This is a genomic window from Brevundimonas sp. NIBR11, assembly GCF_027912535.1.
In the GTDB taxonomy this organism is placed as follows: Bacteria; Pseudomonadota; Alphaproteobacteria; order Caulobacterales; family Caulobacteraceae; genus Brevundimonas.
This window is the reverse complement of sequence record NZ_CP115465.1, coordinates 3,032,365-3,044,968: the sequence shown is the minus strand read 5'-3', so window position 1 is coordinate 3,044,968 and position 12,604 is coordinate 3,032,365. Positions and strand designations below refer to the sequence as shown.

Annotated in this window: 9 protein-coding genes; 3 read left to right on the top strand and 6 right to left on the bottom strand. The window is 70.3% G+C overall.

Annotated features, from left to right (window positions below; all coding sequences use genetic code 11):
- Positions 1-17 precede the first annotated feature (17 nt).
- Genes purH through O5O43_RS15265 form a run of 3 tightly spaced genes read left to right on the top strand, consistent with a single transcriptional unit; the run spans position 18 to position 3,165 of the window.
- Entirely contained in the window at positions 18-1,622 is a 1,605-nt protein-coding gene (gene purH, locus O5O43_RS15275) for a bifunctional phosphoribosylaminoimidazolecarboxamide formyltransferase/IMP cyclohydrolase (protein WP_271084757.1), read from the top strand.
- 23 nt (positions 1,623-1,645) lie between these two features.
- On the top strand, positions 1,646-2,419 hold the full coding sequence (locus tag O5O43_RS15270) for a dienelactone hydrolase (protein ID WP_271084756.1): 774 nt from the start codon (positions 1,646-1,648) through the stop codon (positions 2,417-2,419).
- Entirely contained in the window at positions 2,419-3,165 is a 747-nt protein-coding gene (locus tag O5O43_RS15265) for a dienelactone hydrolase family protein (RefSeq protein WP_271084755.1), read from the top strand. Before O5O43_RS15270 ends, O5O43_RS15265 begins: the two co-directional genes overlap by 1 nt.
- On the opposite strand, the gene O5O43_RS15260 is transcribed toward O5O43_RS15265, so the two are convergent.
- From O5O43_RS15260 to mutS, 6 genes are all read right to left on the bottom strand, one after another.
- On the bottom strand, positions 3,162-3,626 hold the full coding sequence (locus O5O43_RS15260) for an OsmC family protein (RefSeq protein WP_271084754.1): 465 nt from the start codon (positions 3,624-3,626) through the stop codon (positions 3,162-3,164). The genes O5O43_RS15265 and O5O43_RS15260 overlap by 4 nt on opposite strands.
- Positions 3,627-3,636: 10 nt before the next feature.
- A complete protein-coding gene (locus tag O5O43_RS15255) occupies positions 3,637-4,326 on the bottom strand; it encodes a GNAT family N-acetyltransferase (protein ID WP_271084753.1) in 690 nt (229 codons plus the stop codon).
- 69 nt (positions 4,327-4,395) lie between these two features.
- On the bottom strand, positions 4,396-5,436 hold the full coding sequence (gene trpS / locus O5O43_RS15250; protein WP_271084752.1) for a tryptophan--tRNA ligase: 1,041 nt from the start codon (positions 5,434-5,436) through the stop codon (positions 4,396-4,398).
- Between the two features lie 47 nt (positions 5,437-5,483).
- A complete protein-coding gene (gene murJ / locus O5O43_RS15245; protein ID WP_271086447.1) occupies positions 5,484-7,061 on the bottom strand; it encodes a murein biosynthesis integral membrane protein MurJ in 1,578 nt (525 codons plus the stop codon).
- Between the two features lie 171 nt (positions 7,062-7,232).
- Complete coding sequence (gene glnD, locus O5O43_RS15240; RefSeq protein WP_271084751.1) at positions 7,233-9,908, bottom strand: [protein-PII] uridylyltransferase; 2,676 nt, start codon at positions 9,906-9,908, stop codon at positions 7,233-7,235.
- Positions 9,905-12,589 carry a DNA mismatch repair protein MutS gene (gene mutS, locus O5O43_RS15235; RefSeq protein ID WP_271084750.1) on the bottom strand — a complete coding sequence of 895 codons (2,685 nt, stop codon included), beginning with the start codon at positions 12,587-12,589 and terminating at the stop codon, positions 9,905-9,907. Before mutS ends, glnD begins: the two co-directional genes overlap by 4 nt.
- Positions 12,590-12,604 lie beyond the last annotated feature (15 nt).

Here is a 12,604-nt window from a genome sequence, read left to right as displayed (position 1 = left end):
CGCCCCAAGGACTCGCCATGCCCGCCGCTCCCGATTTCCCGCCCGCGCCCGACGCGGTGAAGCCCGTCCGCGCCCTGATCTCCCTGTCGGACAAGACGGGTTTGGAGACGGCGGCGCGCGCGATGCATGAGGCGGGCGTCGAGCTGGTCTCGACCGGCGGCACGCGCGCCGCCATCGCCGGATTCGGACTGCCGGTGAAGGACGTCGCCGACCTGACCGGCTTCCCCGAGATGATGGACGGCCGGGTCAAGACGCTTCACCCCGTGGTCCACGGCGGCCTCCTGAGCGTTCGCGACGCCGCCCCGCACAAGGCGGCCATGGACGAACACGGCATCGGCGCCATCGATATCGTCTGGATCGACCTCTATCCGTTCGAGTCCACCGTGGCCTCGGGCGGTGGTTTCGACGCCGTGATCGAGAACATCGACATCGGCGGCCCGGCCATGATCCGTTCGGGCTCCAAGAACCACGGCTACGTCGCCGTCGCCGTCGACGGCGAATCCATCGGCCTGATCGTCGAGGCCCTGAAGGCCTCCGGTTCGACCTCTCTGGCCCTGCGCAAGCAACTGGCCGCCCGCGCCTTCGCCCGCACGGCGGCCTATGACGCCGCCGTCTCGGGCTGGTTCGCCAGCCAACTCGAAGACGCCGCCCCGGCTCGCAAATCGATTGCCGGAAGCCTCGCGCAGACCCTGCGCTACGGCGAGAACCCGCACCAGACGGGCGCCTTCTACCGCACCGGAGAGGCGCGCCCCGGCGTCGCCTACGCCCAGCAGATCCAGGGCAAGGAGTTGGGCTACAACAACATCGCCGACGCCGATGCCGCCTATGAGCTGGTCGCCGAGTTCGAGGCCCCGGCCTGCGTCATCGTCAAACACGCCAATCCCTGCGGCGTCGCCGTCGGCAAGGACCTGTCCGAAGCCTACGCCCGCGCCCTGGAGTGCGACGCCGTCTCGGCCTTCGGAGGCGTCATCGCCGTCAACCGCCCGCTGAACGGCGCAGACGCCCAGCGTATCACCGAGATCTTCACCGAGGTCGTCATCGCCCCCGGCGCCGACGATGAAGCCAAGGCGGTCTTCGCCTCGAAGAAGAACCTGCGTCTTTTGATCACCGAAGGCCTGCCCGACCCGCACGGCGCGGGCGAGGTCTTCCGTTCGGTCGCCGGCGGCTTCCTGGTCCAGTCGCGCGACCGCTCGCTGATCGCGCCTGCGGACCTCAAGATCGTCACGCGCCGCCAGCCGACGCCGACCGAGATCCAGGACATGCTGTTCGCCTTCACGGTCGCCAAACACGTCAAGTCCAACGCCATCGTCTACGCCAAGGACGGCCAGACGGCCGGCATCGGCGCCGGCCAGATGAACCGCCGCGACTCGGCCCGTATCGCGGCCATCCGCGCCCGCGAGGCCGGCGAGGCCAAGGGCCTGGCCCACTCCCTCGCCGAAGGGTCGGCCTGCGCCTCGGAAGCCTTCTTCCCCTTCGCCGACGGTCTTCTGGAAGCCGTCGCGGCGGGCGCCACCTCGGTGATCCAGCCGGGCGGCTCCATGCGCGACGCCGAAGTCATCGCCGCCGCGGACGAGAAGGGCATCGCCATGGCCTTCACCGGGGTTCGCGTCTTCCGGCACTAGATCGATCGGGATAGGCTGCACCCATGGACACCCTCTCCGACCGTTGGGCGAAGCTCGAACCCTTCACCACCATGGTCGGTCCCGACGACGACCGGCCTCGGCCGACGGCCCTCCTGTTCCACGGCTGCGGCGGCCTGCGCGGCCACCTGCCGATGTACGCCCAGGCGGCCAAGCAGGCCGGCTGGCGCGCCGCGATCGTCGACAGCTACGCCCCACGCGGCTGGTCGCGGCAGTTCGCCATGGCTACCGTCTGCACCGGCCTGATGCTGCGCGGCTGGGAACGGGGCGGCGATGTCGTGGCCGCGATCCAGGGCGTCTCGGCCCGGCCCGACGTGGACCAGACCCGCATCGCCCTGGCCGGCTGGAGCCACGGCGGCTGGGGCATCATGGAGGCCATGAGCTGCGACCCCAATCCGCCGACGGCGCTGGGCGTGAAGGACGCGGAAAGCGCCGACCTGTCGGGCGTCAAGGCGACCTATCTGGCCTACCCCTACGTCGGGATCGCGGCTCTGAACCGGATGCGGCCGTGGCGGCATTGTCCGAAGACGCTGGCGGTGATCTCGCAGAAGGATCACCTGACCACGGTCCGCAATGCCGAGCGCGTCCATGACATGGTCCGCAACTGCGGCGCCGAGGTCGAGACCTGGGTTGCGCCCGGCACCCACAGCTTCGACGAGCCGATGACCGCCCTGCCGATGAAGTACGACGCCGAACTGACCGGCGAGGCGATCCGCCGGTTCAAGGCCCTGCTGGAAGACGTGGCGGTCGCGCCGCGTCCGGTTCACGCCGCCGCCTGATGGAGACGCTGGCGGAGCGATGGGCGAAGCTCAAAGCCTCGCTCATCATCCGCCGCCCCGAGGGCCCCGGCCCCTTCCCGGTCGTCCTGATCTTCCCCGGCTGCGGCGGGGTGCGCGAGCATCTGCACCGCTATGCCGAGGCGGCGGCCGAGGCCGGCTGGATGGCGGTGACGGTCGAGAGCTTCATCGCGCGCGGCTGGTCCGACGCCTTCGTCCGCACCTTCGTCTGCACCGGCCTCCTGCTGCGCGGCGGCACGCGGGCCGGGGACGTCATGGCGGCCGCGACCTTCGCGAAAGACCTGCCCGACGCCGAGCCGAGCCGCATCGTCCTCGCCGGCTGGAGCCACGGCGCCTGGGCCATCATGGACCTGATGACGGAGAAGCTCGAAAAGCGCGGCGCGGCCTTTATCGCGGACCCGCAGAACGCCGACCTGTCGGGCGTCGTCGGGGCCTTCATGCCCTATCCCTATGTCGCCTTCCCGGCCCGCAGCCGCTGGTTCCGCTGGCGCCGCGCCCTGGACGCCCTGGTGATCATCCCGACGCGGGATCATCTGGCCAAACGCAAGGACTACGAGCTTGCGCTCGACCACGCCCGCGCCGCCGGGTCCGACATCGAGGAATGGGTCGTCGACGCCACACATGCCTTCGACGAGCCCGGCCTGACCCATCCCAAAATCCGCTACGACCCTGAGGCGACGGTCGAGGCGATCCAGCGCTTCGTCGGTTTCCTGAAGGCGCGAACCTAATCCAGGGTCGCCAGAACCGTGATCGTCGCCCGCACGGAGTTGGCCATGTCGCAGCTCTGGTGCGCCTCGTGGTGCAGGTGATCGAGTTCGGCCTGATCCGGCTGGCGGCCGCTGAATGTCGTGGTGGGCCGCAGGGTCACCGCGCTCATGTAGCTGCGCCCGGCCTCGTTCCGGCCCAGCGTGCCCGACGCCTGATCCTCGTAGCGATCCACCACCAGCCCCGCCCGCGCCGCGAAGTCGAGGAACCACAGCATGTGGCAGCTCGACAGGGAGGCCACCATCGCCTCCTCGGGATCGACCGCCGCCGGATCGGAGAAGGGGACGCGCACGCTGGACGGCGCCGAGGATCCCCGCACCACCGCCCCGCCGTCGAAGGTCCAGTCGTGGGCGCGGGAATAGTGTTTGTCGGCGAACGGCTGGTCGCCCCGGGTCCAGGCGATGGTGGCGACATGCTCGCTCATCGGCGCGCTCCTATCGGAAGATCGTGTAGGTCATCGGCGCCCGGACCTCGAAGCCCAGCGAACGGTAGAAGGCGATCGTCGCGTCGTGCTCGGCGAAGGCGTGCAGGAACGCCCCCTCGCCGCTCGCGTGGATCTCGCCGACCACTGCGCGGGACAGGCCCGCCGCATAGCCCTTGCCGCGATGGTCCGGGTGGGTGCAGACGCCGCTCAACTCGGTGAAGCCGTCGACCCGCATCCGCCGACCGGCCATGGCGACCAACCGGCCGTCACGCCTGACGCCGATGAACGGCCCCAGCTCCCGCGTCCGCGACCGGAACGGCCCGGGCTTGGTCAGGATCGCCAGGGCCAGCATCTCGGGCGCATCGGCCTCGGTCAGGGTCTCGTAGGCCAGATCCGATCCGCCCGGCGTCAGGGCCGTGCAGGCCATCTGGACCAGAGGCACGCGGTTGACGATCGCCACGCCCGGCAGTTCGGCCTCGCCCAGCGGCCCGTCGGCGTGTTCGACCATGCCCGCGCCCGGATGACGCCGGGCCAGATCGGCCATGGCGGCGAGCGTCTCCGGCGAGCTGTCGGCCCCCGACACGAAGACCCCGACCTCCGGATCGATCCGCACGGCGCGGGCGTCGCTGTCGCCTGTCACGAAGCCCGACAGCCGGGTGGTCAGGGCGTTCCAGACGGCGCGGTCCAGCGGATGGCTCATGGCGAGGCTTTAGCCTGCGCTGGCTTTCGCGTCAGCCCGGAGCACGATGCCGGAGCCGAAAACCGCGGATCAGGCCTGCCAGAAGCCGACGATCTTCTTGACCTCGGCCACCACAGGGTCGGCGACCTCGGCCGCGCGTTCGGCGCCATCCTTGAGCACGCGGTCGATCTCGGATGGATCGGCCATCAGGCGGCGCATCTCGGCGGTCACGGGGGCCAGGGCCTCCACCGCCAGATCGGCCAGCGCGGGCTTGAAGGCGCCAAAGCCCTGACCGGCGAACTGTGCCGTGACCTGATCCTTCGTCTGCTCCGACAGGGCGGCGTAGATGGCGATCAGATTCCGAATCTCGGGCCGGTCGTCCAGGCTCTCTCCGACCTGCGGCATCACGCCCATGTCGGTCTTGGACTTCCGGATCTTGGCCGCGATCGTGTCGGCGTCGTCGGTCAGGTTGATGCGCGACTGATCCGACGGATCGGACTTCGACATCTTGGCCGAGCCGTCCCGGAGCGACATGACGCGCGTGCCTGGCCCCTGGATCACCGGTTCGGGCAGGGGGAAGTAGCCGGGGACGCCGAAGTCGTTGTTGAACTTGCCGGCGATGTCGCGGGTCAGTTCCAGGTGCTGTTTCTGGTCCTCGCCCACCGGCACCTCGGTCGCCTTGTAGAGCAGGATGTCGGCGGCCTGGAGCACGGGGTAGGTGTAGAGACCGACCGAGGCCCGTTCCTTGTGCTTGCCGGACTTCTCCTTGAACTGGGTCATCCGGTCGAGCCAGCCCAGTCGGGCGACGCAGTTGAACACCCAGGCCAGGTCGGCGTGGGCGCGCACGGCCGACTGCGGGAAGATGACGGTCTTCTTCGGATCCAGACCCGAGGCCAGATAGGCGGCGGCGATCTCGCGCGTCTGGGCGGTCAGCAGGGCCGGGTCCTGCCAGACGGTGATGGCGTGCATGTCGGCGACGAAGACGAAGGTCGGAGCCTGATCCTGAAGCGCGGTGAACCGCTTCAGCGCGCCCAGATAGTTGCCCAGGTGCAAGGCGCCGGAGGCCTGGATGCCGCTGAGGATGCGGCGGGGTCCGGCGTAAGCGGGAACGGTCGGGGAGGCGTCGGACATGGCGCGGGAAATGCCCTAGCGGCGGGCGAAGGGCAAGCGGTCCGGCATCAGCGCGAACGCCGGACCAGACCCTTGACCTCGGCCAGGGTGATGGCGCGGGTGGCGAAGGCCAGGGCGACATAGGTCAGGCCCCCGGCCGCGGCGACGACCGTGACGGTGATCTCCTTGGCGCCGTGGGTCGATCCCAGCGCGGCCAGCGCCGTCTCGACCCCGCCCTGCAGCCACGGCCGGGCCCAGGAGGCGGCCGCCACGACGGCGGCCAGACCGGCGCTGGCGAGCGCGATCCGGGTCAGGCGCGACGTCGCCGCCAGACTGGGGCGATAGTGGCCGCGCTTGAACAGGAAGCCGCCGAGCAGGAGCGCATTGGCCCAGGCGCCGATGCTGGTCCCCGCCGCGATCCCCGGAACGCCGAGGCCGAGGTTGTACAGCGCCAGCATCCCCGCCGACCCGACCGCGACGTTGATCAGGGCGAAGATCATGGGGGACTTGGTGTCCCGGCGCGCGAAATAGGCCGGGGCCAGGATGCGGATCAGGACGAAGGCCGGCACGCCCCAGCCGAAGTGGAACAGGGCCGCCGCCGTCTGCTGGGCGTCGAACTGCAGGAAGGCGCCGCGCGTGAACAGGGCGTCGATCAGGAAATAGGGCATGGCCATCAGGGCCGCCGCCGCCGGAAGGGTCAGGGCCATGGACAGGGCTAGGGCCTCGTCCATCGAGGACTGCTGCTGTTCGTGGTTCTGCGACGCCACCGCTGCGGACAGACGGGGCAACAGGGCGATGCCGATCGCCACCCCGACGAGGCCGAGCGGCAGTTGGTACAGCCGATCCGCCGTCGCCAGCCAGGTCCGCCCGCCGGCCTGGAAGCTGGCCAGATTGCCCGAGATGAAGACGTTGATCTGCGTCGCCGAGTTGCCGATGGCGGCGGGCACGGCGGTGATGATGATCGCCTTCACCGCCGGGGTCAGCTTGGGCAGGCCGAGCCCGATATTGGCGCCCGCCTTGCGCACCGCCCACCAGCAAAGGCCCGCCTGGGCGATGCCGGCGACCAGCACGCCCCAGGAGGCGGCGTAGGCGGCCTGGACCTGATCCCCCGCCGCCGGCAGGACGCAGGCCAGCATGATGAGGTTCAGCAGGATCGGATAGGCGCCCGAGACGATGAACCGGCCCCGCGCGTTCAGCGCCCCCGACAGCAGGGCGGCGATGGCCATACAGGGCAGGTAGGGCATGGTGATCTGGGTCAGGACCACGGCCAGCTTGAACCGGGCCGGATCGTCCAGGAAGCCGATGTTGATCACCGTCATGATCCACGGCATCGCCAGCTGGGCCACGAGGGTCAGGGCCACGGTGACCAGGGCGACGGCGGCCAACGCATCGGTTGCGACCTTGTCGGCGGCCTCGGGGCCTTCGGTCTCCAGCGTCTTGGCGTAGGCGGGCACGAAGGCGGCGGCGAAGGCGCCCTCGGCGAAGATGCGGCGGAACAGGTTCGGGAAGCTGAGCGCGGTGTTGTAGGCGTCCGCCGCAGGGCTCGCCGAGGCGCCCATGGCGTAGCTGATGGCCAGGTCGCGCATGAAGCCGACGACCCGGCTGACCAGCGTCAGGCCGCTGAAGATGGCCGAGGACCGCAGCATGCCGCCGCCCTTCTTTTCTCCACGAGGTTGGGCCGTCGTGGCGGAGGCGGGCGGCTGGACCAGGGGCTCGACGGTCGCGGTCGCGCCGGCGATGGGGGCGGCGGGCTCGATCGGTTCGGGCAGATCAGGCTTGGACACGGACGACCCTCAACACGCGCGGCGAAATGTCGCTTAGCCCGCTTCCGAGGCGGGGGAAACGGGCTTCCTGGGGCGCAGTTCGGAGACGTCGCGCGCGCTGGCGCGGGCGGCGGTGATGCGACGGCCTTCCGGCGCGGCCGGGGCGCGGTCGAGAACGGTCTCCAGCGCGGCGTGAACCTCGTCCAGCAGGCCGTCGGACTTCAGTTTCCGGCCCTTGCGGTCGGTGACGTAGAAGCTGTCCACCGCCCGTTCTCCGAAGCCGGCGACGTGCGCCGAGCGGATCGACAGGTCGTGGTCGGACAGGGTGCGCGACAGTTCGGCCAGCAGGCCCGGCCGGTCGGCGCCCGAGACCTCGATGACGGTGGCGTCGGCCGAGGCCGCATTGTCGATCATCACCACCGGCCGGACATCGAACACGGCCCGGCGAGGCGACGGCCGGGGCATGGCCGGCGGGGCGACCGGCGCCTCCCCCTTGGCCGCCGCCTCAAGGGCCACGATCAGGGATTTCAGTCGGCGCGGCTCGGCCTGGCCATAGGGCTGGTCGGCGCCGTCCTGGACCTGAAACACGTCCAGCACCGTGCCGTCGGCGGCGGTGGCCACCCGCGCCCCCGTCACGTCGGCCCCCGCGGCGGCCAGCACGGCGGCGAGGTCGGCGAACAGACCGGGCCGGTCGCGTGTCGCCAGCGCGATCTCCGTCGTCTCCTCGATCTGCCCGGCGGCGCAGGTCCGCGCCTCGACCGCCGCGCCTCCGGCATGGGCGCGCGCGACCAGATCGGCGTGTTCGGCCAGGGGATCCGCGGTCTGAAGGTCCTCCCCCCGGAAAAGGGCCTCCACGGCGGCGTAGAGGCTGCGCATCAACTGGCCTTTCCAGCTGTTCCACACCCCCGGCCCCACGGCGCGAATATCGGCCACGGTCAGGACGAGCAGCATGCGCAACCGCTCGGGATCGCCCACCTGCTCGGCGAAGGCGCGCACCGTCGCCGGATCCGACACGTCCCGCTTCTGGGCATAGTCCGACAGGGCGAGGTGGTTCCGCACCAGCCAGACGACGATCTCGATCCGCCGGGGATCGACGCCCAGCCGTTCGCAGGCCCGCCGGGCGGAGATGGCTCCATCCTCCAGCTGCCCCCGCTCCCCGCCCTTGCCGACGTCGTGCAGGAACATGGCCAGCATCAGCGCCTCGAAATCGGCGATGAGGTGGACCACCTCCGTGGCCAGCGGATGGTCGTCCTTCAGCTTGCCGCGCTGGATGTCGTTGATGATGCCGATGGCCTGCAGCGTATGCTCGTCGACCGTATAGGCGTGGTACATGTTGAACTGGGTCTGGCCGACGATCCGGCCCCACTCCGGCAGGAACCGGCCCAGCAATCCCGCCTCGTTCATGATGGTCAGGACGCGATAGGGCCTTTGTCCGTGGGCCAGGACGTGCAGCAAGGCCGCCGTCGCGCGCGGATCGCGCCTCAGCTTCGGCGTCACCAGGGCCAGCGACCGGGTCACGGCGGAGAAGGCGTGGGGATGGACGTCCAGATCGTGCTGATCCGCCGTCACGAACAGGGTGAGGAGCTTGACCGGGTCCTCGGCGAAGACCTCCGTCCCCGTGACCGACAGACGGCCGCCGTCGAGGATGAAGCCCGGCACGCCGAGGGTCTTCTTCCGGCCGGGGATCAGACGCGACAGGCTCAGCGTCTTCTTCTGCTGGCGGGCCTCCAGGGTCGCGCTCATGGCCCGGGTCAGGGCGCCGACGTCGCGGGCGACGAGGAAGTAGCGGCGCATGAAGCGCTCGACCGCCGGCTCGTCGCCTCGGCCTCGCCACCCCATCCGCCGCGCCACCTCGGGCTGGAGGTCGAAGGTCAGCTTCTCCTCGGCCCGCCCGGCCGCCAGATGCAGATGGGCCCGCACCCGCCACAGGAAGTCGAAGGCCTCCTCGAAGGTGCGGCGTTCGCGGGGCGTCAGCAGGTCGTCCAGCACCTTGGCGCCGAGCGGGCTTTCCGGCGCCAGGGACCGGGCGATCCAGAAAAGGGTGTTGAGGTCGCGAAGCCCCCCCTTGCCGTCCTTGATGTTGGGCTCGACGCGATAGCGGACGGCGCCGGATTTGGAGTGCCGATTGTCGCGCTCCTCCATCTTGGCGGCGATGAAGGGGCGAGGGTCGGCGTTGGTCACCATGCCTCGGAAGCGCCAGAGGAAATCCTCGGTCAGATGGGCGTCCCCCGCCAGGGAGCGCGCCTCCAGAAGCGCCGTGCGGATGGTCATGTCGGTGCGGGCGAGAGACAGCGCCTCCTCCACCGACCGGGCCGACGACCCGACCTTCAGCCCCAGATCCCACAGGACGTAGAGCATGAACTCAGCCACCGTCTCGGTGCGGGCGGTCGTCTTCCACGGACGCAGGAAGACGAGGTCGAGGTCCGAGAACGGCGCCAGCACCCCCCGCCCATAGCCGCCGACGGCGATCAGGCTCAGCTTCTCGGCCTCGGTCGGATTGTGCGACGGATAGAGGGTCTCGGTGGTGAACCGCCACAGAGCGATCAGCAGTTCGTCGGCGGCGGCGGCGTAGAGGCGGGCGACCTCGACGCCCGGCAAACCATTGGCCAGCTTCGTCGCGATCTTTTCGCGGGCGGCGTCGTAGTGGTCCTTCAAAATCGCGGCGACGGCGGGACGCACGCCCGAGGCGCCGACGAGGGCGTCGAGACGGACGTCGAGCGGCGAGGTCACGACTTCGCCAGTCCCTTCAACCGGTACAGCGCCTCCAGCGCCTCACGGGGGCTGAGTGTGTCTGGATCCAGCGCCGCCACCGCCTCGTCGATGGCCGACTTCATCAGCAGGGGCGCAGGCTCCGCCAAGGCGAACAGCGGCAGGTCGTCCAGCCGCCCCTGCGCCGCCTTCTCGGTCTCCAGCCGGTCGAGCACAGACCGGGCGCGCGCCACCACGGCCGGAGGCACGCCCGCCAGTTTCGCCACCTGCACGCCATAGGAGCGGTCGGCCGCCCCGGGCGCCGCCTCGTGCAGGAAGACGAGCTCCCCGTTCCACTCCTTCGCCTTCATGGAGAGGTTGCACACGTGGTCCAGCCGCTCCTCCAGCCGCGCCAGCTCGTGATAGTGGGTCGCGAACAGGGTCCGGGCCTTGTTCACATCGTGCAGGGCCTCGGCGCAGGCCCAGGCGATGGCCAGACCGTCGTAGGTCGCCGTGCCGCGCCCGATCTCGTCCAGCACGACGAAGCTGCGATCCGTCGCCTGGGTCAGGATGGCGGCGGTCTCGACCATCTCCATCATGAAGGTGGACCGTCCGCGCGCCAGATCGTCCCCGGCGCCGACGCGACTGAACAGCCGATCGACGACGCCCAGCCGCATCGACTTCGCCGGCACGAAACATCCGCCTTGCGCCAGGACCACCAGCAGGGCGTTCTGGCGCAGGAAGGTCGACTTGCCGGCCATGTTCGGCCCGGTGACGATGCTGAGGCGCGCGCAGCCGATCCCGTCGCCGTCCAGTCGACAGTTATTTGGCGTGAAGGGGTCGCCCGCCCGTTTCACCGCCGCCTCGACGACGGGGTGGCGACCGGCCTCGACGGCGAAGACTTTCGAATCGTCCACCAGCGGCCGCACCGCCCCGACTTCTTCCGCCCACTCGGCGAGGGCCGCCGTGGCGTCCAGTTCAGCCAGCGCGTCGGCCACGGCCTGCAACGGCATGGCGAGCGCCTGCACGGTCTGCCGCCAGCCCTCGAAGGTCTCGCCCTCCATGGCGAGCGCCCGATGCCCGGCCTGGCTGATCTTGGCGTCCAGCTCCGACAGTTCGACGGTGGTGAACCGCACCTGGGCCGCCAGGGTCTGGCGGTGGATGAACGGGCTCTCCGGTCCCGCCCGGAACAGGGGTTCGGCGTGCTTAGCCGTGGTCTCGAGGAAATAGCCCAGAACCGCGTTGTGCCTGATCTTGAATGGCACGCCGCTCTCCGCCACGGCACGCGCTTCCAGATCGGCCACGACCCGGCGGCTGTCGTCGCGCAGGGCCCGGGACGCATCCAGCTCCGGCCGGAAGCCCGGCCGCACGAAGCCGCCGTCGCGCGCCAGATGCGGCGGCTCCACGATCAGCCCCTCGGCCAGATCCAGCATCAGCCGCGCCACCTCGGGCGACAGGGTCAGACGGTCGAGACATCCCACGATCCGAGCGGGCGGTCCTGTCAGCGGGTCGGGCGAAACCGTGAACAGTCCGGCGATCCCTTCCGCGATCGTCAGACCTGAGCGGATGCCCGCCAGATCGCGCGGTCCGCCGCGTCCCAGAGCCAGCCGCGACACGGCCCGCGCCACATCGGCCGACGCCTTTAGCCCATCGCGTATATCCCGGCGCAGCGAGCGCCGCTCCAGCAGCCACTCGACCGCATCCAGTCCATGATTGATTTCGACCGGATTCCTCAGCGGCCGGGCGATCCGTTCGGCCAGGGCCCGCGCCCCGCCCGAGGTCACCGTCCGGTCGATGCAGGCGAGCAGAGAGCCCTCCCGCTCCCCCCTCTGCGTCCGGTCGATTTCGAGCGACAACCGCGTCGCCGGGTCGATGGCGAGGAAGCCCGCGTCGCCCGACCGCCTCGGCGGCGACAGAGCCGGGATCTTGCCGGCCTGGGTCGTCTCCAGATAGGCGGCGATGAGGCCCAGCGCGGAGACTTCCGCCTCCTCGAACGCGCCGAACCCGTCCAGAGAGGCGACGCCGTAGAGCCTTGCGACCCGCGTCCCCGCCGCCGCCGGCTCCGCGATGGCCGAGGCGAGCGCCTGAACCACGCCTCCCGACCCGTCCAGTGCGCCCTTCAGCTCCGGGTCGGAGAACAGTTTGTCGGTGACCAGAACCTCGCTCGGCCGGAACGCCGCCAGCGTCGCGGCCAGATCGCCGATCTCGCAGGCGACGCAATCCACCGCCCCCGCCGACAGCTCGACCACCGCCACGGCCGCACGGCCCTTGCGGATCGTCACCGCCGCCAGCCGGTTCGCGCCCCGCGCATCCAGCAGCGAATCCTCGGTCAGGGTGCCCGGCGTCACCACGCGCACGATGTCGCGCCGGACGATGGCTTTCGATCCGCGCTTCTTGGCCTCGGCTGGATCCTCCATCTGCTCGCAGATGGCGACCTTGAACCCCTGGCGGATCAGTCGGGCGATATAGCCCTCGGCCGCATGGTGGGGCATGCCGCACATGGCGATGTCCTCGCCCAGATGCTTGCCCCGCTTGGTCAGGGTCAGGCCGATGGCGCCCGCGACCACCTCGGCGTCCTTGAAGAACAGCTCGTAGAAATCGCCCATGCGGAAGAACAGGATCGCATCCGGCTGCGACGCCTTGGCCGCCAGATATTGCGCCATGAACGGCGTGACGCCGTCAGGGACGTCGGTCTTCGGCGGATGGGAGAGGGGGGCGTTCATGGGAGCGCCGCAAGG